A 25,065-nucleotide genomic window follows, 5' to 3' on the forward strand; every position below is an offset into this window, starting at 1 on the left:
ATAAGTGAGTGACCGGGTGTTGCCCCGGACCGGGGTACTGTCAAGCGGAAGGCTCGAGGGCGGGCAGGTCAAGTATCTTTGAAATGGAGACGAGCGCAATCCTGGACAGTTCACCGCTTTCAAAGCTGTCCGGAATTGTGCTGCCCTCAATCCAGAGACCGTCGATCACGGCATTGCAGGCGATCGCGTGTGAGCGCAACATGGTCACATCGACCGTGCGACCCGCATCCTTTAGGGCCACGCCAATGAGTTCCTGCATGAAATCGCGATAGGCCCGGTAGGTTCGGCCGTGAACGTCACGCATCTGCGGGCTGTGCTGCGCCGCCTGCATGAATGCCGCCCACAGAGCAACCGCCCGGGCCGAGGTGACAGGTGGAGCGAGAGCCGCCTCAATAAATGCCCTCAGGCGGGCAACGGGATCGGTAGTGTCGTGAGCCACGGCGGCGATGGCCTGTTCGGTCATGGACGTCATGTGCCGGTCAAAGGCCGCCGCGATCAGGTCTTCTTTGGAGGAAAAATGGTGCCGGATGAGGCCAAGTGTCACGTTCGCTTCGGCCGCTATGGATCGCACCGTTGCCGCCTGTGTGCCGGAGCGAGCAATGATTTCCAGAGTGGCGTCTATCAGATCTGAACGCCGCTGCTCGGGCGTCGCACGCGTAAATGCCTTTTGACCATCCGGTCTCACACCCGATCCCCCCAAATTCCAATGTCTCAAAAGGATAAGGCGGCCGACGGTGCGCTTCAATCCGTTTTGGCGGACAGGGGGTGACGGGGCTGTAAAACTCTGCCGTAATGGCAGGGTGTCGAATGAGTTTGAGGGAGTACTGCGAATGGTGAAGCCCAAAATTTTGGTGACGCGCCGCTGGCCCGAGGCTGTCGAGGCGGCTCTGAGTGACAGGTTTGACACGGTACTTAACACCAACGATCGTGAAATGACCCCGGACGAACTGCGCCAGGCACTTAGGGAGTATGATGCGGTTTTGCCCACCGTGACCGACAAACTGGGTGCTGCCGCATTTGAGGCCGGTGAGGTAAAAACACGCATTCTGGCGAATTACGGCGTGGGGTTCAGTCACATTAACATGGAACGCGCCAGCGAGCTTGGCATCTGCGTGACCAACACACCGGATGTGCTGAGCGGTTGCACCGCCGACCTGGCCATGACGCTTATGCTGATGATTGCCCGCCGGGCTGGTGAGGGGGAACGCGAGGTCCGGGCCGGGGCCTGGACGGGGTGGCGGCCGACGCATCTTGTGGGGCGGAAGGTAACCGGCAAAACCCTTGGCATTATCGGCTTCGGCCGGATCGGTCAGCAGATGGCCAAGCGGGCGCATTTCGGGTTTGATATGGAAATTCTGGTTCAGAACCGGTCGCAGGTGCCCGGGGACGTTCTCGAGAAGTATGGCGCGCGCCAGGTCGCTTCGGTTGAGGAACTGCTGCCGCAATGTGACTTTGTCTCGCTGCACTGCCCTGGCGGTGGAAGCAACCGGCATCTGATCAATGAGGCGCGTCTGGATCTCATGCGTCCGGATGCCTGTCTGATCAACACCGCCCGTGGCGAGGTTATTGATGAGGACGCTTTGGTGGCGGCATTGCGGACGGGCAAAATTGCCGGGGCGGCGCTTGATGTCTTCGACGGTGAGCCGCAGATTAATCCCGAGCTTTTGGGCTGCGACGGGCTCGTGATGCTTCCGCATCTGGGAATCGCCACCCGGGAGGCCAGGGAGGCCATGGGGTTTCGTGTGCTGGACAACCTTGTCGACTTCTTCGAAGGCCGCGAGCCACTCGACCGCGTGAACTGAAACGGCGCGGATGCGACCGTACTAAGCGGAACGGGCCTCGAACGCGCTCATAACGCGGGAAGTAGCTTCCCGCGCCATGTCCTTGCGGGTGGCGAATGAGGCCACATCCATCGGCTCCAGAAACGTCACGTCGACTGTGCCACCACCTGACCGCCCAAGCACCTGGGCGAGATGGGAGCCGAAATCCATGTCCCCCCACCACCCATAGAACTCCTCCGGCAGGGACGTGTTTAACGTCCGGTACCTGATGCAGACCGGCTGCGCGAGCACGTGCTCGGGCATTCCGGCTGAGAAGAACACCGAGAACAGCGAGGATTTGAACCGCAAAACCCGCAGACCGTCGGTGCTGGTGCCTTCGGGAAAAAGGGCCATGCGGTCGCCATTGCGCAGGCGCTGTTCCAGTTCTGCCTGCTGCTGACGGATGCGGGCTGGATTGCGCTCGATGAACATCGTGCCAATGGCGCGGCCGATCAGACCGATCCCCGGCCAGCTTCGGACTTCGGATTTCGAAACCAGAAACGGGGCAGCGGCGCATTGCAGGACGACGATGTCGATCCAGCTGGAGTGATTGGCCAGAAACGCGCCCCCGCCGGCCAGGGGCGTACCGTGCTGCCGATATTTCAGCCCCATCAGCGGCAGGGCGCCAGCGGCCCAAAGCTGAACGACACGGGAAGAAATATGGCTGGTCTTGGTGATCCACGCGATGCAGACATCGACCGCCCGCGCGAGAAAAAACAGTATCAGAAGGGACAGTGTCCAGAAAAGCGCGAGACCGCCGCGCAGCACGGCGCGCATTTTTTCGGTCGCGGTCATCGGCGGAAGCGCGGGAGGCTCCGCGTCGTTCCAGCTGATGCTCACGCCGGGCGGCCCTGCTGCCGCTGATAAAATTTCAGATGCCGTTCGGTCATCCGCTTTGTGTCCATGATGACGCAGACGTCGATGGTATTGAACGCGTGATCGACAAAGGCGCCCTCCCCCACAAAACCACCCAACCGGAGATAGGCCTTAATGAGCGGAGGGATTCGCTTCTGCGCCTCGATCGGATCGAAATCCTCAGGCGGCAGGATGCTCATGTCGAGAAAGTGTTCGTCCACCGCCCGGACCCGCAACTCCGGTGGTGCGAGATACCGCTGGTGCAGGAAAGACAGCGCGCCGGCGATGGGTTCGGGGTTGGTCCCGTGGAAGCTCGCAACGCCAAACAGGATTTCGATCTGACGCTCCAGCACATATGCCGCAAGCCCGTTCCACAAAAGATGCATCGCGGGGCCGCCCCGATGCTCGCGCGCCACGCAGGAGCGGCCGAGTTCGACCGACCTGCGGCCGCTGTTTGTGATGGGAGAGAGATCATATTCACCCGCCCCGTAAAACCCGAGCCCCACGCGGGCGGCATCGTCGCGCATGAGCCGGTAGACACCCGCCACCCGGTCGAGCGGATCATCCGTCTTTGCTTCACGGTCCATCAGGATAAGATGATCAAACCACGGATCGAAGCGGTCCGTTTCAAGACGCCGCACATGGTCGCATCCCTCGCCGCCCGCACCCATTTCCTCGACGAACACCCGGTATCTGAGACGTTGGGCACCGAGGATTTCCTCCTCCGTGTCAGCGATCTTCACTTTGTAGCGGCTTGCATCAAACTGCATATGGGCTGCGTTTCCCGTTCACGGCAATCGTCCGGCGACCTGTCTACCGTCAGAAACGGGGCCAGGCAACAAACGGCCGCCCGGGGACACGGTTAACATACGATTAATAACTGTGTGGGAACACTCCGGTCAGCTTCCCGGAACGTCGTATTCGGGAACCAGCAGAACCTGGGATCCATTGATGACCACCTTGCCCGCGTGCTCGAAGTTGACCGTAATGCGATCATTGATTACGGACTGCACCTGTCCAAGACCCCAGTCGGGTCTGTCCGGATGGCTCACGAGGTTTCCGGGTTCCAGAAATTCATTCAAGGTTGATACCGCTCCCGAGGGGATTCATATATGAACGCACAACACCTGAGTGCACTGGTCAGTGCGCGTCTCTGCCATGATTTGATAAGCCCTATAGGGGCTATCGGCAATGGCCTGGAACTTTTGCAGCTCTCAGGTGGCGCGGGATCAGCCGAAATCGACCTGATATCGGACAGTCTCGGTACGGCCATGTCGAAAATCCGCTTTTTCCGCATCGCATTCGGCCCGGCAGACCCGGAAGGCCGGTTGATGGTAGATGAAATGCGCGAAGTGACGTCCGGGATTTACAACAACCGGATCACCGTGACCTGGGACATCGCGGAGCGGGATATCCCGCGCAGCTGCGGACAGATGCTGTTTCTTACGCTGCTCTGTCTTGAAAAAGGCCTGCCGATGGGAGGGCAAATTGTTGTGACCGGCGGATCGGAAAGCTATGCGTTTTCCATCAATGCGAGAAAAGTTGCGCCGCCGGCGGAGTTCTGGAACCACGTGCTTGACGGTGTCGAACTGGATGGGCTGAAATCTGACGGCGTACAGTTTGCTCTACTTAGAGGCGAGCTTGAGCGGTCCGGTTCGAACTTGGATGTCAACTTCGGGGAAACCGAGGCGACCGCGCGGCTGGACTGCAAGGTGCCGCAGACTGTTTAGCCACATCTGCCGGTAAAGAGCGTTGGTTCAGGCGCTTTCCTGAACCGCATATTGCCTTTGCACCAGTTGCGGAAGCGTCTGGTCAAAACGGGACATTCCGCCCGGCGTCCAACCCAGGGCGCGGAGTTTTTCGGTCAGCATCACGTTCAGCGCCTCCGCATCCGCCCGCGGGGGCAACTTTCCCGCAATGCCGGTGAGTGCGGCGAACCGGGACAGCAGATCGGCGCGATCAAGGATGATATCGGAGACGTTGTAGGCTCCGGGCGGTGCGTCCACCAGTCGCATTACGGCATATGCGAGATCGATTCCATGGATCTCGGTGCCTGATCTGGGCTTAATCGCGAGGCCCGCCACGAAATCCTCGAAAAGCGAATGCCATTTGTGATTCCGGCCTGATGGTGGCTCACCGTACACGCCGGTTGCCCGGACGGAGACCGCAGTAAAATCCGGCGTCGACATCTGGTTTAATGCGTGCTCCGTTTCCAGCTTCATGGCACCATAGAGCGTGTCGGGATTTGGGCTTGTCTCCTCGGTTAGTCGCTGTCCCGGTGGTTGACTGCCGTAGATTGCGCGGGAGGACAGGAAGGCGATACGCGGCACCCCGGCACGTTGAGCGGCACGGGCCAGTGTCAGTGTCCCCATGAGATTGCGGCGGCGAAAGCCCGCCGGATCCGAGCCCTCCCCGCCCCGGTAGAGACCCGGCACGTGGTCGAGGGCGCAATGGATCAGTACGTCCGCTGGTGGCAGGTCGGGGTCCTCACCGAGTTCCCAGGAAATCTCATCGACCGGATTTCGGCCCAGATAAACCATGCGCCAGCCCCGCGCTGTCATGGTTCTTGCGATCTGGTAGCCCACCAGACCGGAAGCGCCGGTAATCAGCGCACGCATCGGTTCGCCAGTGAATTCGGATCGGGCGCAACCCTTTCGGCATGGGCGTACCAGAGGTCAATCAGCGGACCGAGTTGTTCAGCGCGGGGATGGCAGCGCTCCCAGGGTTTTTCATACTGGTAATGGACCACTTTCACCGATGCCCAGTCCCACAGCTGAGGCAGGTTGAACCACACATATTGCAACATGTTGTAGTAAATCGGCAGGCCATGCCAATTGGGGAAAAAGTCCTGAAGGAACGTCTGATCCGTGCGCCGCCAGTATGCGTCCGGCGCGTCGAGACGGGCAATCATGGCGTCGAAAGTAGCCTGCGACGGGCGCGCGGTAAAAACTCCCGAGTTCAGGCGGTGGAAGTCGGCGAGGCTCTCATAGACATTCGGAGCGGCGCAGAACTCCGGGTAGTCAAAAAGCTTGTCGATATTGCGCAGAACCAGTGTGTCAGCGTCGAGGAACACGACCCGGTCATAGGGCAGTTGCCAAAGCCGCAGCTTGGCAAAGTTGTCGAGAGGCGTGTGGAATTCCGGTTTGCGCCCCTTGGTGAACGGCGCGTTGGCGTGGACCTCACGTTTTGCATGGCGGGCGTTGAATGCGTCGGATGTTTCCGGCAGCGCAACACGTTCATGGACGACGTCAGGCAGCACCGCGGTTGAAACACCGTCGGTGTGCATGACAACAATATCCGCATCCGTTCCCGTCAGCCGAAGAGAATTTACCAGCGCACGTGCGCCGGTCGCGAACCCGTCATTGGTGACGAGCGTGACGTAGGCTTTCCTCACGACACTGATCTGAGTGCCCTGCCCTCAGGGTCACGTTCGATAGTTGGTTCAATGTCGCGCGTCCATGCAGAGACCGACGGAATGCGGCTCCGGTCAACGCGGTGCGCATATTTGCGCGACACGTCCATGATCTCGGCGAGCAGGCCGTCCTGAAGGCGAATGGGATCAAGCCCGAGCGCGAGGAACTGATCGTTCTTCACCACAAGGTCGTTTTCGGCGGCCTCCTTGCGCGGGTTGGGCAACCAGGCGATTTCCGCTCCGGTGAGTTTCGCGATCAGGTTGGCAAGATCGCGTACCCGGTGGGTTTCGGTCATCTGGTTGTAGATGCGGACCCGGTCACCTCTCTGTGGTGCGTTCTGCAGGGCAAGTTCCACGCAGCGCACGCTGTCCTGAATGTGAATAAACGCGCGCGTTTGCCCGCCGGTGCCGTGAACCGTCAGGGGGTGTCCAATCGCGGCCTGAATGAGGAAGCGGTTCAGGACCGTGCCATAATCGCCGTCATAGTCAAAACGGTTGATGAGCTGCTCATGGCGGCGCGTCTGGTCCGTGTGCGTGCCCCAGACAATGCCCTGGTGCAGATCGGTGATCCGCCGCCCGTCATTTTGTGCGTAGAACTGAAACAGGATCTGATCGAGCGATTTGGTCATGTGATAGACCGAGCCCGGACGGGTGGGATAGAGAATTTCCTGCTCCGTCTCACCACCATCCATGCGGTCGAGCCGCACGGGCAGATAGCCTTCCGGAATGGCGGCACCGACGGTCGAGTAACCGTATACGCCCATCGTGCCGAGATGGACGAGGTGAGCGTCAACACCGGTTTCGGTAAGCGCGCTCAGCACGTTGTGTGTTGCGTTGACGTTGTTGTTGACCGTGTAAACCTTGTGGCGGTCCGTTTTCATGGAATAGGGCGCGGCACGCTGCTCGGCGAAATGAATTATTGCCTCGGGCTTCTCCTCCGCAATCCAGGATTTCAGAATTTCATAGTCCTTGGCTATGTCGATCAGGTGAAAATGGATGCGGCGTCCGGTTTCAGAGAGCCAGATGCGGGTGCGCTCCTGGATGCTGTCCATCGGTGTCAGCGACTGCACACCGAGTTCGGTATCAATCCAGCGCCGGCTAAGGTTGTCGATGATATGGATGTCGTGTCCCTGAGCCGACAGGTGAAGGGCTGCTGGCCATCCCACGAAACCGTCGCCGCCGAGTACCGCAATTTTCATGACTGTTCCTCTCCATTTCCGGCTGGAAATAGTGAAAATTTGTCACAATGTTATGACAGGCCTGTACCATTGCCATGACGCAGTGGAACCAAAACGCCGCTGCGGGATTTGTCCCTTGAATCACTGAAAGGCTGCGAATGGCGAATGCACCGGTAATTTTTTGGCTCCGCCGGGATTTCCGACTTGGCGATCATCCGGGGCTGACGGAAGCTGCCGCGACCGGTCGTCCGGTCATACCCGTATTTATTCTGGATGAGGTGGTTGAAACCCATGGTGCCGCGCCGAAATGGCGTCTGGGTCTTGTCGTGGAACACTTTACCGAGCAGTTGGAAAAGATCGGCTCGCGACTGATAATTCGTCAAGGGAAGGCGCTGGAGGTTCTTCGGGATCTTATCAAGGAGACCGGAGCCGAGGCGGTTTACTGGACGCGGGCCTACGATCCGGATGCGGTCGCACGCGACAAAGACGTCAAATCGGCCCTGAAGGATGACGGACTGGAGGCGGAGAGCCACCCCGGTCATGTCCTGTTCGAGCCATGGACCGTCGAGACGAAATCCGGCGGGTTCTACAAGGTCTACACGCCAATGTGGAAAGCGGTGCGCGACCGGGACATTGCTGAATGCCTGCCGGCCATTACTGAACTTCAGCCACCGGACACCTGGCCTGACAGCGAAGACCTGGCCGACCTGAAGATGGGTGACGCCATGCGGCGGGGCGCCGATATCGTCAAAAAGCACGTCAGCGTTGGTGAATCCGCGGCCGTGGGAAGACTTGGCTCCTTCATCGCGAACGGGATCGAAAGCTATAAGGACAAGCGGGATCTACCATCCGGGAACGGAACGTCCAGGCTGTCGGAAAACCTCACCTATGGCGAAATATCCGCGCGGCGATGCTGGCACGCGGGCTGGCGGGCCGTGCAGGAAGGCAAACGCGGTGCGGAAACGTTTTTGAAGGAACTGGTCTGGCGCGAATTTGCCTATCATCTGGTCTATCACACGCCTGAAATTGTCTCCGAAAACTGGAACGGCGACTGGGACGGTTTTCCATGGAAGGACGACCGGAAGGACGCGCTGCGATGGAAGCAGGGCCGCACGGGGATCGAGATGGTCGATGCCGCAATGCGCGAGATGTACGTCACCGGAACCATGCATAACCGGTCGCGGATGATCGTGGCGTCATACCTGACCAAGCACATGATGACACACTGGAAGGTCGGCAAGGCCTGGTTCGAGGACTGTCTGATCGACTGGGACCCGGCCTCAAACGCGCTCGGATGGCAGTGGGTCGCCGGATGCGGGCCGGACGCGGCCCCCTATTTTCGGGTGTTCAACCCGGAAACTCAAGGCGACAAGTTTGACTCCGACGGTGACTACCGCAACCGGTTCATTGCAGAAGGCCGTTCGCAGCCCGCGCAGGACGCGCTCGACTATTTCGAGGCGATTCCGGAAAGCTGGGGGCTTTCACCGGAGGATGACTATCCCTCCCCTGTCGTTGGTCTGCGTGAGGGGCGCGAGGCCGCGCTTGACGCTTACAGCGGATTTAAGGACGACGACTGAATATCAACCGCTGACGGGAGAAACGAAACATGGCGCGTACACTCGTTATTGGAGCCTCCGGCGGTATCGGAAGCGCGGTGGCATCCGCTGCCGCTGAACGCGGTGACGAGGTTACGGGTCTTTCGCGCAGCGGTGATGGTTTGGATATCACCGACCCCGACTCTGTCGACCGCATTGTCGGGCGGCTGTCGGGTACGTTCGACCTCGTCTTGGTGGCGACCGGCGCTCTGGTGGTGGATGGATACCAGCCGGAGAAATCAGTGCGGGCGTTGGAAGCCGAGGGCCTGATGGGACAGTTCCGCGTCAACACTATTGGGCCGGCTCTCATCCTCAAACACGTTCTCAGGCTGTTGCCGCGTGACCGACGGAGCGTGTTTGCGGCACTCTCGGCACGGGTTGGTTCGATTGGTGACAACCGGTTGGGAGGATGGCACTCCTATCGCGCGTCGAAAGCGGCACTGAACCAGATTGTACATGGTGCAGCTATTGAGGTTGCGCGGACCCACAAACAGGCTGTTTGCGTCTGTCTCCACCCTGGCACGGTCGAGACACCCTTCACTGCCGAATATGCCGACCGGCACGACACGGTGCCTGCGGACGAGGCGGCGGCGAATCTGCTCAACGTAATCGAGAGCCTGAAACCGGACCAGACCGGCAAATTCTTCGACTATGCCGGACGGGAAATTCCCTGGTGATCTCAAACGGGCTCGTTCAGGCCCTTGCGGAAACGCATCATGTTTCGGCGATATCCTTCAGCCGATTTCGCGAGACCCGCGATTTCAGCTTCCGTGAGGTCGCGAACGGGTTTGGCGGGACGTCCGACCACAAGCGTGCCTTCGGGGAATTCCTTGCCTTCGGTGACCAGTGAGCCAGCACCGACGAGAACATTTTCGCCGATCACCGCTCCGTTCAGGACGGTCGATCCCATGCCGATGAGACTGCCGTCGCTGATGGTGCAGCCATGCAGAATAGCCATATGCCCAACCGTGCAGCCAGCGCCAATGGTCAGCGGGAAGCCCATGTCGGTATGACAGACGCAACCATCCTGAATGTTTGATCCCTCGCCCAACGTGATGGCTTCATTATCACCGCGCAGGACCGCATTGAACCAGACCGATGTGCCCTCGTGCAGTATGACCTTTCCCATCACCTGCGCTCCGGGTGCGATCCAGCAGTCTCCGTTTTCCGGGAGATTGGGCGCGGTTCCGTCAAGGGTGAACAGGGGCATCAGTTGCGCTCCTCAAATTCGCGGTTCATTTCGTTGACCAGTTCCATCAGGCCCGTGCGCCGGTCGCGGCGCAGGCGTTCGGCCTGGATAATTGCCAGCAGTTCCTTTTCGCAGTTTGGCAGGCTCTCGTTGATCAAAACATAGTCGTATTCCGCCCAGTGGCTGATCTCATCGCGTGATTTTGCCATCCTGTTGCGCACGACTTCCTCGCTGTCCTGACCCCGCGTGCGCAGACGGTTTTCCAGTTCGGCAATTGATGGGGGCAGAATAAAGATCGAGACAACACTGTCCCGCAGCGGAGAGTTGCGGATCTGCTGTCCACCCTGCCAATCCACGTCAAACAGCACGTCCTGCCCGGCATTGATCGCAGCCTCGATCGGAGCGCGGGGCGTACCATAAAGATTGCCAAACACCTCGGCATGCTCAAGCATTTCTCCGTCACGCACCATGGTTTCGAACTCATGGCGGCTGCGGAAGAAGTACTCCCGTCCCTCCTGTTCTCCGGGACGCGGCGGGCGGGTCGTGGCGGAGACCGAAAACCGTACGTTTGAGTCGAATTCCAGCAAACGCCGGGACAGGGTCGATTTGCCCGCGCCAGAGGGGGACGACAGGATAATCAGCAGGCCACGGCGGTTTACGTTACTCATGGCCTACTCCACATTCTGTACCTGTTCACGCATCTGGTCGATCACCACCTTCAGCTCCAAGCCTACCGATTTGAGATCGGTGGATCCGGCCTTGGAGCAAAGGGTGTTTGCCTCACGGTTAAATTCCTGGGTGAGAAAATCAAGCTTTCTTCCCACTGGACCTTCCTGCTTCAGAAGGTCGCGGGCAGCGGACAGATGCGCATCCAGGCGGTCAAGTTCCTCCGAGACATCCGCCTTCACGGCGATGACCGCCAGTTCCTGCGCGATCCGGCTTTCGTCCATGTCCGCCGTGTTGTCGAGAATTGTCTGGAGCCGGGCGCGCAGAACCTCTCCGGAGCGGAAGCCGCTCTCTTCCGCGGCCTTGCGGGCATCGGCGCAGAGTTGCGTTATGGTATCGAGCTTCTCGGAAAGAATGGACTGCAGGCTGGCGCCCTCGGTAGCGCGGGCTTCTTTCAGACCCGATACCAGATCAGAAATCCCGGCCTTCAGCGCCGCCATGAGTTCGGCCGAGTCCGACGGCAGCCGCGTGTCGGTTTCCATAACGCCACGCATCGATAGCAGGTCGGCAATCGTTGGAGGCATCAGATCCAGACCACGTTCGGCAGCAAGCGTGGAAGCCTGTTCAATGCCGGAAATGACTTCTTCCAGCACCGCGGGGTTTAATCGCGGTGCGGCTACACTGGTACGGCGGCCGAGCTTCAGGGAAACGCTGATATTGCCGCGGCTGAAGGCTTTTGAGACCGCCGTCCGGACCACCGGTTCGAGCGATTCGAAACCATCCGGCAGACGCAGACGAATTTCCAGCCCGCGCCCGTTGACACTCCTCGCTTCCCACACCCAGGACGTTTCTTCGTCAGTGCCGGAGTGGTCGGCGAAGCCGGTCATTGAATTCAGTGGCATTTTGGGGACGGCTCCAGCAATTTATCAGAGAGTATCATCAATTTTTTCATTTTTTTTGCGCAAATTAACGTAACTCGCGTAAAACGGGCGACTTTGCGGGAAAGGTCGTATAGCGTATAAAGAAGTTGTTTACCAACGTCCGTTTCCCGTACGGACAGGTGCAGCGGGATGTTTTGGTACGATCGAGTTAAGTAATGAATGATCTGATGTTGTCATCGCTGAAATCCTACTGGGAGCGTCTTCGCGCCGGCAGAGTTGCGCCGTATCGCGCGGAGATCGATCCGCGGCAGTTCGAGTCCGCTCTGGAAAACATGTTTATCATCGAAAAGATCGGTGCGGACAACATGCGGATACGGCTGGCCGGTATGAAAATCTGCGAAATGGCCAATATGGAAGTCCGCGGCATGCAGCCCGGTCAGCTCGTGAACGAGGTGGACCGTGAGCGCTATGAACGGCTGCTCAACGTTGTCATGAACGAACCCGCTGTGGTTGAGCTGAAGCTTGAGGCACCGAACCGGTCGGGCTCCTATCACGCGACCATGCTGATGATGCCGCTGCGCAGTGATTTTGGCGATATCAACCGTGTGCTTGGCTGCACGGCCGGCGAGAGCGATATTTTCGCCCCGCCCCTGTCCTTCTCGATCAGGGACGTGACCGTAACGCCGATTGAAACAAACCAGTCCGGCAAGTCTGAGGCGCGTCAGCCGCTGCCAGGATTCGCGGAAGAACAGGCATCGTTTGATGGCCCGCCGCCACGCCAGCCGAAACTTACCTCCATCGAGGGCAATCCGGAGGCCCGCTCGCGGTCGCGCGAGGGTGCGCCGAAACTGAGAATTATCGACGGCAAGTAGTCGGCGATTGAGAACCGGGTTCAGTGGTCCCGCGTGATCCAGGAGGATTGCGGAATACCCTGAAGCGCAAGGAGCGCGGTGAGATCAGAATGGTCCAGCCGGGCGTCCGCAGCCTCCGCAAGCGCGGGTTTGGCATGATAGGCCACACCAAGGCCTGACGCCGTGATCATGTCGAGATCGTTTGCACCGTCCCCGACGGCAATCACTTCCTCAAAACCCAAACCATTTTCCCGGAGCTTTTCGCCGAGTGCTTCCAGCTTTGCCGCGCGGCCAAGGATCGGCCGTCCAACATCCCCGGTGAGCCGACCGTCCCGTTCCAGCAGGACATTGGCCTGGTGGCTTGCAAATCCAACCTCTTCCGCCACGCGTCCGGTAAAATAGTCAAATCCGCCTGAAACCAGCGCGGTGACCGCACCACGGGCATTCATTGTCTGGACCAGGCTCCACGCGCCGGGATTGAGTTTGACACGCTCCGCGTAACAGTCGGACAGCGATGCAACCGGCAGGTCCCGTAGCAGGCCAACGCGCGCGAGAATGGCCTCCTCGAAGTCCAGTTCGCCCTGCATTGCAAGTTCCGTGATGCGCGAAACCTCGTCCTTCACGCCCGCGAAATCCGCAAGCTCATCAATGCATTCCACGCTGATCATCGTGGAGTCCATGTCTGCGATCAGGAGTTTCTTCTCGCGGTTGCGCTCGGGAACCCAGTTCAGATCGAAGTGCTGAAACTGCGTGCGCAGGGCCTCAACATCCGGTGCGGAGGACAGAGCAAAATCCACCGCGCTGTCCGCCAGACGTCGCGGTTCGGTGCCGTTTGACGCGTCAGCGACCTGAGCCGCCTCTGCGTCGGAAACGCCGGAAGCCGATGTTACAACCACAAAACCCTGGCCACTCATGCACCGGCTCCCGTTTACTCAATTTAGCCCGCGGGTCAGCTAACCGCGCGCTGTTCCTCAAGACGCTTGTGGAGCATGTCAGCCACGAGGAAGGCCAACTCAAGCGACTGCGCCGCATTTAGACGCGGGTCGCAGGCGGTGTGATAGCGGTCGGAGAGATCCTCATCGGATACCGCACGCACGCCACCGGTACATTCGGTCACGTCACGGCCCGTCATCTCGAAGTGAACGCCACCGGGAACCGTGCCTTCGGAACTGTGGATTGCGAAGAATTCACGCACCTCACGCAGGACGCGGTCAAAGGGACGGGTTTTGTAGCCCGATTCCGACTTGATCGTGTTCCCGTGCATCGGATCGCATGACCAGACAACCTTGCGTCCTTCACGCTGCACGGCCTGGATGAGACGCGGCAGGTGTTCGCCCACCTGACCGGCACCAAAACGAGCAATCAGAGTTAGGCGCCCTGCCTCGTTTTTGGGGTTGAGCGTGTCAATCAGCTTGAGAAGGTCACTTTCGGTGATCGACGGACCGCATTTCAGGCCAATCGGATTCTGTACACCGCGCAGGAACTCGACATGCGCACCGTCCGGCTGGCGGGTACGGTCGCCGATCCAGAGCATGTGGCCGGACCCGGCAACCGGGACACCGGTTGTACTGTCGACACGGCAAAGGGCCTCCTCGTACTCGAGCAGAAGCGCCTCATGGCTGGTGTAGAAATCAACCCGGCTCAGTGTGTCGTTGCTGGATCCGTCAACGCCCGCAGCCCGCATGAATTCGAGTGAATCGCCAATACGGTTCGCAATTTTGTGGTACTCGGAATATCCCTCGGCACCGGCGGTGAAATCGAGCGTCCACGCATGAACCCGGGCGATGTCAGCAAAACCGCCCTGCCCGAACGCGCGCAGAAGGTTCAACGTACCGGCAGCCTGTGTGTAGGCCTGAAGCATGCGGTCCGGGTCAGGGATCCGGCTTTCGGACGTCGGCTCAAAACCGTTGATGATGTCACCGCGGTAGGACGGCAGAACCTCACCATTCACATTTTCAGTGGGTGAGGACCGGGGCTTCGCGAACTGTCCTGCTATACGCCCGATTTTGACGACTGGGCATTTCGCGCCGAAGGTCAGCACGATGGCCATCTGCAGCATCACCTGGAAGGTGTCACGAATGATGTCCGCGCGGAAGTCATTGAAGCTCTCGGCGCAGTCACCGCCCTGCAGAAGGAACGCCTTGCCTTCCGAAACCTCGGCCAGTTGCTGTTTCAGCTTGCGGGTTTCACCGGCGAACACCAGCGGTGGATAGGAGCCAAGTTTGCCCTCAACGCTTTTAAGGGCGTCGGCATCGGTATAATCCGGCATCTGGACCCGTGGTTTGGCACGCCATTCGGATTTGACCCATTCAGCACTCATTATCCTGCTCCCTGCAGTCGATTTCGATTCGGGCTCCGTCTATAGCGACAGGGCTCATTGTTGACCATACCCGTCCTTTTGGCGTTAGGTTTTTCAATCCCCGAATCAGCTTCGTCAAGGCACAGGTTTCGCGGGATTGGAACAGGTTACGGATCGACATGAATGCTGGCCCCTCCCCCCGTGCCGAACGGATGGTTTTTCTACTTCTGGAAAACTTTACCCTGAGTGCGTTTGCCGGTGCCATCGAGCCTTTGCGACTGGCCAACCATATCAGCAACACGAAGCTTTATGATTGGGTCGTGGTCAGCGAGGACGGCAATCCGGTTACGTCCTCCTCCGGTGTTCAGGTCAGCTGCGATCAGGCCCTCGGGGAATTTGACCGTGACACGACAATTATCGTGATCGGCGGCATCGGAATCAAACAGTCGACCACCAAAACGGTCCTGAACTGGCTGAGGCGGGAGAGCCGAAGGGGCATGGCGATTGGTGCGGTCTGTACCGGTGCCTACGCCATCGCGAGCGCGGGGCTGCTCAATGGGAAACGCTGCACCACGCACTGGGAAAACCGGGACAGCTTCATGGAGGAATTCCCGGAAATCGAACTCACCCAGAGTGTTTTTATCATCGACCAGAATCGCTACACGGCTGCGGGAGGCTCGGCGTCCTTCGATATGATGCTCAACCTGGTGGCCCGCAAACACGGCACCGATCTTGCAAACCAGGTGGCGGATCAGTTGATCCACACCTCACTGCGCTCCGAATCAGACGAACAACGCCTTTCGATCCCTACACGCATTGGCGTGCGGCACCCGAAACTGGCGAAGGTGGTGCAGGAGATGGAAAACAATATTGAGGAAACGATCTCGCCATCGACCCTCGCCAAAGACGTGGGCATGTCGACCCGCCAGCTGGAACGGCTGTTTCGACGGTACATGAACCGCAGTCCCAAGCGGTATTATATGGAGCTGCGCCTTAAAAAGGCCCGGAACCTGCTGCTGCAAACCGATATGAGCGTCATAAATGTGGCGCTAGCCTGCGGCTTTGCCTCACCGTCGCATTTCTCCAAATGCTATCGCAGCATGTACAGCACGACGCCCTACCGCGAGCGGGGCGCCTCAGACGGCGAGCACTGATCACGCCCCGGCCCCCGGAACGTCACTTTTTTCAGTTTCAGACCCCACCAGAGGCTCAGGCCACACCACGGATGGCTGGCGGTTCGTCCTTTTGAATCCGTGCCGCGAGCAGAAGCATCAGTTCAGCGGCGGACCCGGCATCCGTAACGGCAGCCCTGGCGGTGCGAGCGAGTTCCTGATCATCGAGCATCTCACCGATGGAGACGAGGAACTGCGAGCAGTACGCGATGGTTTCCGCGTCATTTTCCTTCATCGCCTCATTCAGAAGCGTCTGCGCGCGCAGCATGTCCTCGTTAAAGGCAATCCTCATGGAGGAACGGTCTGAGAAATCCACGGAACGCTGATCCGGGCCAATCCGGCTGTCGGCATCGCTCAGTACGGACAGAATGCACTCCTGGAAAGCCGCAAGGCTCTCGATCGGCTTTTGCAGACATGTGGCGGCGCCAGCGGCCCGCGCCTCATCCTGCCATGCATCACGGTCGTGGCCACTCATGGCGATGATTCCGCTGATTGGTGTGGATGCGGAGGCGAGATGCCGGATCAGAGCCATGCCATCCCCGTCGGGCAGACCAAGATCCACAATCACCACGTTGGGCCGGTAAATGGCCAGGTGACGGCTTGCGGAATGAAGGGTGTCCGCCCTGCGAACCCGCGCGCCGCTTTCGGCGGCGAAGAGGCGAATGGCCTCCGATGCGCTACGGCTGTCCTCAACGAGAAGAATTGTAACTGCAAACAGACAGTGCCGGCGCAAACCGCCAAGTGAAACCGGGCGGGGCTCTCCTGAAGATGCACTCATAACCAGATACTCCCAAAACAAACTACCAGGCGATTTGATGCCAACGTTGCTAACAGGAAGTTAACCAACTTTGCGCTCCACCCGACAAACGGGATTTAAACAACTGAAATACATACATTTTGAACCGAATACCCCGGGCCGTTTCCCTTAAATTGTCGCCATTTGTGGGATCTTCGCGCCGAGCTTCCAGCCTGTGCCCAGCGCCGCTCCAAGACCGCGGGCGAGGTTGGAACTTGTTGTAACGGTCTGAATTTTAGCCTTTTTTGGCTTCAATCTTTTTCGGGGTTACCGGGTATTTTGAGAAGTTTCTCTAACGAGGCCGAGTCGAAATCCGCAGCGCACGACAGCGCGTGACTGCCCACCGCCTGTCATTTTGAACCAGGGCTGCTGGCGGATCGACGCATTCAAATGCGGAATGATGAAAAATTGCCGATACTTTGTCTTGAACTATGCGATCCGGTTTTGTAGACAGCGCGCATTCTACTGGGGAATAGGTTAACGGTAGACCCGCAGACTCTGACTCTGTTAGTCCTGGTTCGAATCCAGGTTCCCCAGCCAATCCTCCCAAAAATCCAATTGAGTTGAAGCTATCCTTACGGGGAGCCTGATTAGTATTGAGAAGCTTTCCGGCGTGATACCGACCCGCTATAAAGCGGGGTATCAGCAAGGCTTTCATTAGATTGAATCGCTCCACCAAATTTTTCGAGAACTCCCTTATATAGAAATCGTAATAGGAGTGACTCAACGCATTCATCTCGGCTGCACCCAAAAATTATCCAAAAACAGCCTGTACCGGGCATCTCATCCAAGTATACTCAACCTGCGGCCCGGAATTTTAATCTGAAGCATGGCTGCAACGACCATTTTATTTTTTGTTCTTACTTGTGGTGGGGTAATTGAAATGCACGGATTTCAGATAAGTGAATCCAAAAGTTCACATGCAGAAGAAGGCGAACACGCACATGCTTCCGGATGGCAGACCCCGGTAAGCGCGGGCGGGTCATTCAGCACTCAGTGGGTTGGGAAGACGAATGACCAGCGCATTGATGGCCTCCTTAAAGGTATCAAATGGGCCGGTAGCACGATAAGCTACAGCGACCCGGACAAACGCTGGGACTACCAGACCAACCATCCGGAGAATTTTACGAACCTGAGCCAACTCACGGACACCCAAATGCGGGCGGTTCACGCAACTCTTGATTCGGACACGTTCACTCAACCCGCAGCCCATGCCGGGTTTTCCGTCGAAGGGTTCACCAATCTGACCGTGAATTACGCTGGGCACGGGAGTGGCAACGGCACCATCCGCCTTGCAAACACCAGCGACCCGTCGACAGCCTACGCGTACTACCCCAGCACCGGAGTTTGGGGCGGTGACGTATTTTTCGGTCCGTCAGGCGACTATCCCTACGCTGGCAACTATGACTACCATGCCGTCATCCACGAAATCGGGCATGCGCTTGGCCTGAAACACGGGCACGAAACGACGCCCAACGGGAGCCTCCCCTACAATACCGATTCCATGGAATACTCTGTGATGACCTACAGATCCCATGTCGGTCACGATCCAGCCTACTACAAAAACGAGTATGGCGGCTATGCACAGACTTTCATGATGTATGACATTGCCGCACTTCAACATATGTACGGAGCGGATTACACCACGAGTTCCGGCGACACCGTTTACTCGTGGAAACCAAACTCCGGCAACACAGTGGTCGATGGGGCAACCGCCATCTCCTCCGCAGACAACCGCATTTTCATGACGGTATGGGACGGCGGTGGAAACGACACCTACGATCTTTCCGCCTATAACACGTCCGTTGATATTGATCTGCGGGCCGGGGCGCATTCCGAGTTCTCCTCGGCACAGCTCGCCTATCTTGGAGGAGGCCCAAACAACGGACACGCCCGCGGGAATGTTTTCAACGCATTGCTGCACGACGGAGACCAGCGGTCGCTGATCGAAAATGCGGTTGGTGGCGGAGGCCATGACACGATCTACGGAAATGAAGTGGACAATGCTCTCAGCGGCGGTGGCGGCAGGGATGCGCTGTTCGGCCTCAGCGGGAACGATACCCTGGACGGCGGCGGTGGCAATGACACAATGGATGGCGGCGGCGGTAGCGACACCGTTCTATATGATTCCAACACGTCGGCCGTGAAGGTTGATCTGACCGCGGGCAAGGCGACGTTCCCAGGAAACAACTGGGCGGCAGAGACGCTTGTCTCGATTGAGAACGCGGTAACCGGCTCCGGCAATGATGTGCTCATAGGCAATCGCTCGGGCAACTCTTTTTCAGGCGGCGCTGGAAATGACACGTTTGATGGCCGTGGAGGAACCGACAGTTTTGATGGAGGTGCCGGCAGTGACACCGTGCTCTACAGTGCGAATACCAGTTCCGTGCGGGTTGATCTGACGGCTGGACTCGTCACCTTTCCGGGCAAGCCCTGGCAGGGGGAACAGATCGTCTCAATCGAGAACGCCGTCACCGGGTCCGGCGCCGACACGCTGATAGGCAACGGTGCCGCCAACACCCTGCGCGGCGGCGCGGGAAATGATGTTATTCAGGGCAACGGTGGCCGGGACGTCATGGTTGGCGGCTCGGGGAACGACGTTTTCCGGTTTGTCGATGCCTCGGATTCAAGGCCGTGGGCGGCTGACGTCATTCGTGGTGGGGACGGAACATCCGCTTTTCAACGCGCAGACAGCGGTTTTGGCGACCGCATCGACCTCTCGGCATTTGATGCAGACACCACCCGAAGCGGCATTCAGGACTTTGAGTTCGGAAACGCCACCGGGAAAGGTCGGCTCTGGGCGATCGACTCCGGCAAAAACACCCTGATCTGCGGAAACACGGATGGAGACCGCGCCATAGAGTTCCAGTGCATTATCCGGGATGGTAACGTTCGGGCCTCATCCTACACGGAAGCGGATTTCATCTTCTAGGGAAGCTCCCTGCCCGATCACCGAAGCCGATAACCCAAGTAAAGGGGCCATCGGGACTTCCACCCGATGGCCCTCAATCAGTCTATGTAAGGCCGCTACCTGGCAGTCAGAGGTCTGAACTCATCCTTGGTTTCCGTAGCCAGACTGACCGCAACAATTGCAATCATCGCGAAGATGAAACCGGGGATGATCTCATAGATGCCCGGACCGCCCAAGAAGCTGGAGTTCCAGCCAAACGCGATCCAGATGATCACGGTCAACGCACCCACAACCAGGCCCGCCAAAGCCCCACGCCCGGTCATTCTGCTCCATGTCAGCGCCAGAATCATCAGCGGACCGAACGCGGCACCAAAGCCGGCCCAGGCGTTTGCCACGAGGCCAAGAACCTTGCTCTCCGGATCACCCGCAATCACAGCGGCCACCGCCCCAACGGCTACAACTGCAATCCGTCCAACGGCCACAATGGTCTTTTCATTGGCCGTTTTGTTGACCAGCAGTTTGTAGATGTCCTCTGCCAGCGAGGACGAGGATACCAGCAATTGGCTCGATACGGTCGACATGATCGCAGCCAAAAGAGCAGCAAACAGGAAGCCCGTGATGATCGCCGGGAACAGTGTCTCGGCCAACAGGATGAAAATCGTCTCGGAGTCACCGAGTTCAATCCCGTTTCTCTCCACATAGGCCCGACCCAGGATGCCTACACCAATCGCGCCAACGAGGGAAATCGCCATCCAGGCCATGGCGATGTTTCGAGCGGTTGCGACCTCCTCGACGCTCCGTACGGCCATGAAACGCACAATGATGTGGGGTTGCCCGAAATAGCCGAGCCCCCATGCCATCAGCGAGAGCCACCCGATCAGCGTCATGCCTTCCGTCCACCAGGACATTGTAAAGCCCTCAATGCCCGCAAGCGTCTCACCCGCCTGTGCAAAACCGCCACCGTCACCGGCGTAAAGCACAACCGCCGGCATCACGATCAGGGCCAGCATCATGATGCAGCCCTGGACGAAGTCGGTCAGACAAACGGCCAGGAAGCCACCCACAACCGTGTAAACCAGCACGATACCAAGCGTGAGCCAGACGCCGGTCTGGTATCCACCGTCGAATGCGGAGGAGAACAGCTTGCCGCCCGCGACCAGGCCGGACGCAGTATAGACCGCGAAGAACACCACAATGATGACCGCGGACACCATGCGTAGCGCAGTGGCCTGGCTCGGGAAACGTTTCGCAAGAAATTCCGGGATGGTCAGGGCGTTATCATACCGCTCCGTCTGCTCACGAAGCCTTGGCGCAACCACGATCCAGTTGACCAGCGCCCCGATGAAGAGGCCGATACCAATCCACGCCTCAACCAGTCCCGCAGCGTACAGGGCACCGGGCAGGCCCAGCAGAAGCCAACCGGACATGTCCGATGCCCCCGCGGACAGGGCGGCAACCGCGGGCGGAAGGTTGCGCCCGCCCAGCATGTATTCCTCGGAATTGGATGTGGATTTGCGAAACGCATAAAAACCAATTCCAAGCATGGCAGCGAAATAAATGATCAGGCTGATCCAAATTCCAGTCTGCATAATCGTGCTCCCTTCCTATGTTTTGGGTACGCGTCCTCAGGCCTCGGCGGCCAGCAGACTCGTGTTCCCGCCTGCCGCCGTCGTGTCGATGCAGACATGACGTTCGGCATAATATCGCGCCGGACAGATCACTTCTGTTTCCAAAAGGATGATGCGTCCGTTTCGGCCCGCCAGCGCTTTTCTCAAATTCTGGGTCCAGTCAGAGGCCCCGGCTGCCGCCACAGCAACAAAACCCGAGGCGTTGGCGAGGGTGTCATCTGACACGGTGCCATCGATCCCGCTCACTGGCGCACCTGCCCTGACCATGGGCGCAACCGCCTGGGCCGCGCCCGGTGCCACGACCACCGCCGGACATCCCGCGGCAAGGGCCTGCGCCGCCTGGGCCAGAGCCGTTTCAATCTCGGGACCAAGACAGAGCACAGGGCCCTTGGGCGGCATGGACATCTGATTGGACTCACCAGTCGGACCAGGCAGATCAAACTGGCCGCTGTCGAATGAGGCGGCGGCATTAACCGCCCGCCTCACCACGGCGCCCTTTCCGTCAAGCGCGCGCCGCAAGACCTGAACCCGGTCGTTGCGGGCCGCCCATGCGGTCGCGTCGAGTTTGCCAAAGGCCTCCTCGATCTGCGCACCACCTACAGCCTCAACGTCCGGCGCCGGATGCTCGCCCGGAGTTTCCGTTCTGCGGAACCGGTTGACGTAGTTTGGCCCGCCCGCCTTCGGTCCGGTCCCCGACAGGCCCTCGCCACCAAACGGCTGACTGCCGACAATGGCGCCGATCTGGTTTCGGTTGACGTAGATGTTGCCCACGTGGATCCGGTCGACGATCTGCTGAACGCGGTCATCGATACGGGTATGAAGACCAAATGTCAGACCGAAGCCGCGGTCGTTGATCGCATCCACCGTTTTATCGATATCTTTGGCCTTGAACGTCGCAACATGAAGCACCGGACCAAAGATCTCACGCTCAAGATCCTGGATGCCACCAACCTCAATCATGGCCGCGCCGACGAATGTGCCCTCTTCGGGCGCATCCAGCCGTTTCAGTAGCCGCCCCTTCTTCTCCTGTGCCTCAATGTATCCGGAAATGTCCGCCTGAGCGTCAGAATCGATCACGGGGGCGATGTCCGTATCAATCGACCATGGATCACCCGTCACCAGGGCATCCATCGCTCCTTTGAGCATATCGACAAGACGGTCGCGGGTATCCTCCTGCACATAGAGAATACGAAGCGCCGAACAGCGCTGACCGGCCGACTGGAACGACGAGGCGACGATGTCATCCACTGCCTGCTCGGGAAGCGCGGTGGAGTCGACGATCATCGCGTTCAGGCCGCCTGTTTCAGCGATGAGGACTGCATCGGCGGGCGCATTCGCCGCAAGGGCCGCATGAATGCGCTGCGCCGTTTCCGTCGAACCGGTGAAGCACACTCCCGCAATTCCGGGATGCGACGTCAGCGGACCACCCACGGTCGGTCCGTCACCCGGCAACAACTGGAACGCAGCTTTTGGCACGCCCGCTTCCCGGAACATTTCGGCCGCGCGTGTTGCTATAATCGGCGTCTGTTCAGCGGGCTTGGCCAGCACCGAGTTTCCAGCTGCGAGGGCCGCAGCAATCTGTCCAGTGAAAATCGCCAACGGGAAGTTCCAGGGACTGATGCAAACAAAAATCCCTCTGGCGGAACCCGGCTCCTCCTCGTCCAGGCGCTCGGCCTCGTCGGCATAAAAGCGCAGGAAATCGACCGCTTCCCGAACCTCGGCAACCCCGTCGAGCAGGATCTTTCCGGCCTCGCGCGTGGCTATGGAACAGAACTCGGCCATGTTGTCCTCGTAGAGGTCAGCAATCCGACGAAGTATGGCGGCGCGTTCGCTCACCGGCGTCGCGGACCATTCCTCAAAACCGGACTTCGCCGCTTCCAGCGCTCGCGCGACCTCGCCGGAGGTCGCTTCATGGACCGTCCCCACAGGGCTGCCATCGGCTGGCGCCTTGACCTCAATGGCGGGACCTTCGGGGTCGGCGTCATCGGCAAGAACCGGTCGGGCTGTCCATTTGGTGTCCGCGAAAGCGTTTCGGCCTTCTATCAGCTCCAGCGCACTCGCGGGCTCCTCCAAACGGTAGCCTTTCGAGTTCTGCCGTCGTGGCCGGAACAGGTCGAGGGGAAGGCGGATGTCCGGATTTTGGATTGGGTCGTTTTCGAGAGCCCGCTCCACCGGATCGGCGGCAATTTCGCGCGGAGGTATCTCCTCATTCACGATCTGGTTCACGAAGCTGGAATTGGCGCCGTTTTCGAGCAACCGCCGTACGAGATAGGCAAGAAGGTCCTTATGCGGTCCGCAGGGTGCATAAATGCGGCAGCGGGTACCGGCCTGCGACCGCACGATGCCATGAAGCGATTCACCCATTCCGTGCAGGCGCTGGAACTCAAATCCGTCGCGGTCGTTGCCGGCCATTTCAAGGACAGCCGCACATGTATGGGCATTATGCGTTGCGAACTGCGGATAGATCCGGTCGCGCATGTCGAGCAGCATTTTTGCGCAGGCCATATAGGACAGGTCCGTGTTGACCTTGCGGGTGAACACGGGGAACGATGAGGCACCAAGTTCCTGTGCAAGCTTGATCTCGGTGTCCCAGTAGGCCCCCTTTACGAGGCGGACCATGATTTTCCGGTCGAGGCTTTCCGCAAGCGAATGCAGATGGCGAAGAACCTCCGGCGCGCGCTTGCCATAGGCCTGAACCACAACACCGAATCCGTCCCAGCCCTTCAGGCTTTCGTCGGAGAGCACCGCATCAATTACATCGAGGGAAACATCGAGCCGGTCCTGCTCCTCGGCATCGATATTGAAGCCGACTTTGGCTTCGGCAGCCATTTGCGCCAGTTTCAGGCAGCGCGGGATCACATCATTCTCGAGTGACGTGCGATGGGTCGTCAGGTAACGCGGTGAAAGAGCGGACAGTTTCACGGAGATCCCGGGATTGTCCCGCACGTCGCCTTTAGCGGCCTTGGCTATCTGTGAAATCGCGTGCGAATAGCTGTCAAAAAATGCCTGGGCATCCGCCTCAGTACGTGCCCCCTCCCCGAGCATGTCATAAGAATAGGTATATCCCTTTTTCCGCAGCGGTTCGGCCCGTTTGATGCCTTCCTCGATAGTCTGGCCGAGAACAAACTGCTGGCCCATAACGCGCATGGCCTGACCCACCGCGGTCCGGACAACCGGTTCACCAAGACGCTTGATCAGACGTCGCGCACCGGCGGCAGGGCGCGAAGGATCGTCCTTCAGCACGCGGCCCGTCAGCATCAGCGCCCAAGTGGACGCGTTGACCAGCGGCGAGAACGAATGCCCCAGATGGGAACTCCAGTTCGACGGCGCGATCTTGTCCTCGATCAGGTCGTCGATGGTTTCGGCATCCGGCACGCGCAGCAGCGCCTCAGCCAAACACATGAGCCCGACACCCTCTTCGGTGGACAGGCCATATTCGTCGAGAAACGCCTCCATCATGGTCGGATCTGTGTCATCGCGAACGCGTTGAATAAGCTTTGCAGCCTCCTCAACTATTGCGTCGCGGCGTTCCGCCGGCAATCCCAGACGGTCGGCAAGATCGCGCACCGCATCCGCTTCATCCATGGCGTATCTGGTGCGAACCGCAGCACGTGTTTCAGTTGTTGCGGCTTCAATACTTAGCGGTTCGGAATTCATCTCGGCCTCGCTCAATTCAATCGTCCCACGACGGGACTTCCCCAGCCCTGATGAAATCCCAATATTTGGTAAATGAACAGCCTTTAATCGGGCAGGCATCTATGTTAGCCGCGCTGCCCGGTAACTGATAAAATTCAAATTTTTTTGATCACGCG

At 59.0% G+C, this 25,065-nt stretch carries 22 protein-coding genes and 1 tRNA gene; 8 read left to right on the plus strand and 15 right to left on the minus strand.

Features of this window, described 5'->3' with window-relative positions:
• Window positions 1-40: 40 nt before the first annotated feature.
• Window positions 41-685, minus strand: a complete 645-nt coding sequence (locus ACP15P_RS04215; protein WP_424927243.1) for a TetR/AcrR family transcriptional regulator — start codon at window positions 683-685, stop codon at window positions 41-43.
• Between the two features lie 145 nt (window positions 686-830).
• Here ACP15P_RS04215 and ACP15P_RS04220 point away from each other — a divergent pair, with 145 nt between their 5' ends.
• Window positions 831-1,802 carry a 2-hydroxyacid dehydrogenase gene (locus ACP15P_RS04220; protein WP_424927244.1) on the plus strand — a complete coding sequence of 324 codons (972 nt, stop codon included), beginning with the start codon at window positions 831-833 and terminating at the stop codon, window positions 1,800-1,802.
• A 21-nt stretch (window positions 1,803-1,823) separates the two neighbouring features.
• Here the strand turns inward: ACP15P_RS04220 and ACP15P_RS04225 are convergent, their stop codons facing one another.
• From ACP15P_RS04225 to ACP15P_RS04235, 3 genes are all read right to left on the minus strand, one after another.
• On the minus strand, window positions 1,824-2,660 hold the full coding sequence (locus ACP15P_RS04225) for a lysophospholipid acyltransferase family protein (RefSeq protein WP_424927245.1): 837 nt from the start codon (window positions 2,658-2,660) through the stop codon (window positions 1,824-1,826).
• On the minus strand, window positions 2,657-3,445 hold the full coding sequence (gene olsB / locus ACP15P_RS04230) for an L-ornithine N(alpha)-acyltransferase (RefSeq protein WP_424927246.1): 789 nt from the start codon (window positions 3,443-3,445) through the stop codon (window positions 2,657-2,659). Before olsB ends, ACP15P_RS04225 begins: the two co-directional genes overlap by 4 nt.
• Window positions 3,446-3,574: 129 nt before the next feature.
• Window positions 3,575-3,757, minus strand: coding sequence for a DUF3553 domain-containing protein (locus ACP15P_RS04235; protein WP_424927247.1), 183 nt, complete (start codon window positions 3,755-3,757; stop codon window positions 3,575-3,577).
• A gap of 30 nt (window positions 3,758-3,787) precedes the next feature.
• Between ACP15P_RS04235 and ACP15P_RS04240 the strand changes: the two genes are divergently transcribed.
• Window positions 3,788-4,405: a histidine phosphotransferase family protein gene (locus ACP15P_RS04240; RefSeq protein WP_424927248.1), complete on the plus strand. Its 618-nt coding sequence runs from the start codon at window positions 3,788-3,790 to the stop codon at window positions 4,403-4,405.
• Between the two features lie 27 nt (window positions 4,406-4,432).
• On the opposite strand, the gene ACP15P_RS04245 is transcribed toward ACP15P_RS04240, so the two are convergent.
• Genes ACP15P_RS04245 through ACP15P_RS04255 form a run of 3 tightly spaced genes read right to left on the minus strand, consistent with a single transcriptional unit; the run spans window position 4,433 to window position 7,286 of the window.
• Window positions 4,433-5,293: an NAD-dependent epimerase/dehydratase family protein gene (locus tag ACP15P_RS04245; protein WP_424927249.1), complete on the minus strand. Its 861-nt coding sequence runs from the start codon at window positions 5,291-5,293 to the stop codon at window positions 4,433-4,435.
• On the minus strand, window positions 5,281-6,069 hold the full coding sequence (locus ACP15P_RS04250; protein WP_424927250.1) for a glycosyltransferase: 789 nt from the start codon (window positions 6,067-6,069) through the stop codon (window positions 5,281-5,283). Before ACP15P_RS04250 ends, ACP15P_RS04245 begins: the two co-directional genes overlap by 13 nt.
• Window positions 6,066-7,286: an NAD-dependent epimerase/dehydratase family protein gene (locus ACP15P_RS04255; RefSeq protein ID WP_424927251.1), complete on the minus strand. Its 1,221-nt coding sequence runs from the start codon at window positions 7,284-7,286 to the stop codon at window positions 6,066-6,068. The genes ACP15P_RS04250 and ACP15P_RS04255 overlap by 4 nt, the downstream gene beginning before the upstream one ends.
• Before the next feature lie 137 nt (window positions 7,287-7,423).
• On the opposite strand from ACP15P_RS04255, the gene ACP15P_RS04260 reads away from it, so the two are divergent.
• On the plus strand, window positions 7,424-8,842 hold the full coding sequence (locus tag ACP15P_RS04260; RefSeq protein ID WP_424927252.1) for a cryptochrome/photolyase family protein: 1,419 nt from the start codon (window positions 7,424-7,426) through the stop codon (window positions 8,840-8,842).
• 29 nt (window positions 8,843-8,871) lie between these two features.
• The gene (locus ACP15P_RS04265) at window positions 8,872-9,537 is read left to right on the plus strand and encodes an SDR family NAD(P)-dependent oxidoreductase (protein WP_424927253.1); all 666 of its coding nucleotides are present in this window, start codon (window positions 8,872-8,874) and stop codon (window positions 9,535-9,537) included.
• Window positions 9,538-9,539: 2 nt separating this feature from the next.
• On the opposite strand, the gene ACP15P_RS04270 is transcribed toward ACP15P_RS04265, so the two are convergent.
• Genes ACP15P_RS04270 through ACP15P_RS04280 form a run of 3 tightly spaced genes read right to left on the minus strand, consistent with a single transcriptional unit; the run spans window position 9,540 to window position 11,617 of the window.
• Window positions 9,540-10,070 carry a gamma carbonic anhydrase family protein gene (locus tag ACP15P_RS04270; protein WP_424927254.1) on the minus strand — a complete coding sequence of 177 codons (531 nt, stop codon included), beginning with the start codon at window positions 10,068-10,070 and terminating at the stop codon, window positions 9,540-9,542.
• Entirely contained in the window at window positions 10,070-10,717 is a 648-nt protein-coding gene (gmk, locus tag ACP15P_RS04275) for a guanylate kinase (RefSeq protein ID WP_424927255.1), read from the minus strand. The genes ACP15P_RS04270 and gmk overlap by 1 nt, the downstream gene beginning before the upstream one ends.
• Before the next feature lie 3 nt (window positions 10,718-10,720).
• The gene (locus ACP15P_RS04280; RefSeq protein ID WP_424927256.1) at window positions 10,721-11,617 is read right to left on the minus strand and encodes a YicC/YloC family endoribonuclease; all 897 of its coding nucleotides are present in this window, start codon (window positions 11,615-11,617) and stop codon (window positions 10,721-10,723) included.
• A 194-nt stretch (window positions 11,618-11,811) separates the two neighbouring features.
• Between ACP15P_RS04280 and ACP15P_RS04285 the strand changes: the two genes are divergently transcribed.
• On the plus strand, window positions 11,812-12,468 hold the full coding sequence (locus ACP15P_RS04285; RefSeq protein ID WP_424927257.1) for a PAS domain-containing protein: 657 nt from the start codon (window positions 11,812-11,814) through the stop codon (window positions 12,466-12,468).
• Between the two features lie 20 nt (window positions 12,469-12,488).
• Here the strand turns inward: ACP15P_RS04285 and serB are convergent, their stop codons facing one another.
• Both serB and ACP15P_RS04295 read right to left on the minus strand, forming a co-directional pair.
• Window positions 12,489-13,361, minus strand: a complete 873-nt coding sequence (serB, locus tag ACP15P_RS04290) for a phosphoserine phosphatase SerB (protein ID WP_424927258.1) — start codon at window positions 13,359-13,361, stop codon at window positions 12,489-12,491.
• Between the two features lie 35 nt (window positions 13,362-13,396).
• Window positions 13,397-14,767, minus strand: a complete 1,371-nt coding sequence (locus ACP15P_RS04295) for a class II 3-deoxy-7-phosphoheptulonate synthase (RefSeq protein WP_424927259.1) — start codon at window positions 14,765-14,767, stop codon at window positions 13,397-13,399.
• Window positions 14,768-14,925: 158 nt separating this feature from the next.
• Here ACP15P_RS04295 and ACP15P_RS04300 point away from each other — a divergent pair, with 158 nt between their 5' ends.
• Entirely contained in the window at window positions 14,926-15,900 is a 975-nt protein-coding gene (locus tag ACP15P_RS04300; RefSeq protein WP_424927260.1) for a GlxA family transcriptional regulator, read from the plus strand.
• Between the two features lie 55 nt (window positions 15,901-15,955).
• Here the strand turns inward: ACP15P_RS04300 and ACP15P_RS04305 are convergent, their stop codons facing one another.
• Entirely contained in the window at window positions 15,956-16,696 is a 741-nt protein-coding gene (locus ACP15P_RS04305) for a response regulator (protein WP_424927261.1), read from the minus strand.
• Between the two features lie 484 nt (window positions 16,697-17,180).
• On the opposite strand from ACP15P_RS04305, the gene ACP15P_RS04310 reads away from it, so the two are divergent.
• Both ACP15P_RS04310 and ACP15P_RS04315 read left to right on the plus strand, forming a co-directional pair.
• A tRNA-Gln gene (locus ACP15P_RS04310) sits at window positions 17,181-17,254 on the plus strand.
• Between the two features lie 343 nt (window positions 17,255-17,597).
• Window positions 17,598-19,646, plus strand: a complete 2,049-nt coding sequence (locus tag ACP15P_RS04315) for a M10 family metallopeptidase (protein WP_424927262.1) — start codon at window positions 17,598-17,600, stop codon at window positions 19,644-19,646.
• A 95-nt stretch (window positions 19,647-19,741) separates the two neighbouring features.
• On the opposite strand, the gene putP is transcribed toward ACP15P_RS04315, so the two are convergent.
• Both putP and putA read right to left on the minus strand, forming a co-directional pair.
• Window positions 19,742-21,214, minus strand: coding sequence for a sodium/proline symporter PutP (putP, locus tag ACP15P_RS04320; protein WP_424927263.1), 1,473 nt, complete (start codon window positions 21,212-21,214; stop codon window positions 19,742-19,744).
• A 36-nt stretch (window positions 21,215-21,250) separates the two neighbouring features.
• The gene (putA, locus tag ACP15P_RS04325; protein WP_424927264.1) at window positions 21,251-24,925 is read right to left on the minus strand and encodes a bifunctional proline dehydrogenase/L-glutamate gamma-semialdehyde dehydrogenase PutA; all 3,675 of its coding nucleotides are present in this window, start codon (window positions 24,923-24,925) and stop codon (window positions 21,251-21,253) included.
• Window positions 24,926-25,065: the final 140 nt, after the last annotated feature.

Source organism: Amaricoccus tamworthensis (genome assembly GCF_049800875.1).
Lineage (GTDB): Bacteria > Pseudomonadota > Alphaproteobacteria > Rhodobacterales > Rhodobacteraceae > Amaricoccus > Amaricoccus tamworthensis.

Coding starts and splice junctions, on each gene's coding strand:
- ACP15P_RS04255 (WP_424927251.1), bottom strand. CDS start 7,286: ATGAAAATTGCGGTACTCGGCGGCGACGGTTTCGTGGGATGGCCAGCA.
- putP (WP_424927263.1), bottom strand. CDS start 21,214: ATGCAGACTGGAATTTGGATCAGCCTGATCATTTATTTCGCTGCCATG.
- ACP15P_RS04265 (WP_424927253.1), top strand. CDS start 8,872: ATGGCGCGTACACTCGTTATTGGAGCCTCCGGCGGTATCGGAAGCGCG.
- ACP15P_RS04300 (WP_424927260.1), top strand. CDS start 14,926: ATGAATGCTGGCCCCTCCCCCCGTGCCGAACGGATGGTTTTTCTACTT.
- olsB (WP_424927246.1), bottom strand. CDS start 3,445: ATGCAGTTTGATGCAAGCCGCTACAAAGTGAAGATCGCTGACACGGAG.
- ACP15P_RS04285 (WP_424927257.1), top strand. CDS start 11,812: ATGAATGATCTGATGTTGTCATCGCTGAAATCCTACTGGGAGCGTCTT.
- gmk (WP_424927255.1), bottom strand. CDS start 10,717: ATGAGTAACGTAAACCGCCGTGGCCTGCTGATTATCCTGTCGTCCCCC.
- ACP15P_RS04280 (WP_424927256.1), bottom strand. CDS start 11,617: ATGCCACTGAATTCAATGACCGGCTTCGCCGACCACTCCGGCACTGAC.
- ACP15P_RS04260 (WP_424927252.1), top strand. CDS start 7,424: ATGGCGAATGCACCGGTAATTTTTTGGCTCCGCCGGGATTTCCGACTT.
- ACP15P_RS04245 (WP_424927249.1), bottom strand. CDS start 5,293: ATGCGTGCGCTGATTACCGGCGCTTCCGGTCTGGTGGGCTACCAGATC.
- ACP15P_RS04270 (WP_424927254.1), bottom strand. CDS start 10,070: ATGCCCCTGTTCACCCTTGACGGAACCGCGCCCAATCTCCCGGAAAAC.
- ACP15P_RS04220 (WP_424927244.1), top strand. CDS start 831: ATGGTGAAGCCCAAAATTTTGGTGACGCGCCGCTGGCCCGAGGCTGTC.
- ACP15P_RS04240 (WP_424927248.1), top strand. CDS start 3,788: ATGAACGCACAACACCTGAGTGCACTGGTCAGTGCGCGTCTCTGCCAT.
- ACP15P_RS04295 (WP_424927259.1), bottom strand. CDS start 14,767: ATGAGTGCTGAATGGGTCAAATCCGAATGGCGTGCCAAACCACGGGTC.
- ACP15P_RS04315 (WP_424927262.1), top strand. CDS start 17,598: ATGCACGGATTTCAGATAAGTGAATCCAAAAGTTCACATGCAGAAGAA.
- serB (WP_424927258.1), bottom strand. CDS start 13,361: ATGAGTGGCCAGGGTTTTGTGGTTGTAACATCGGCTTCCGGCGTTTCC.
- ACP15P_RS04305 (WP_424927261.1), bottom strand. CDS start 16,696: ATGAGTGCATCTTCAGGAGAGCCCCGCCCGGTTTCACTTGGCGGTTTG.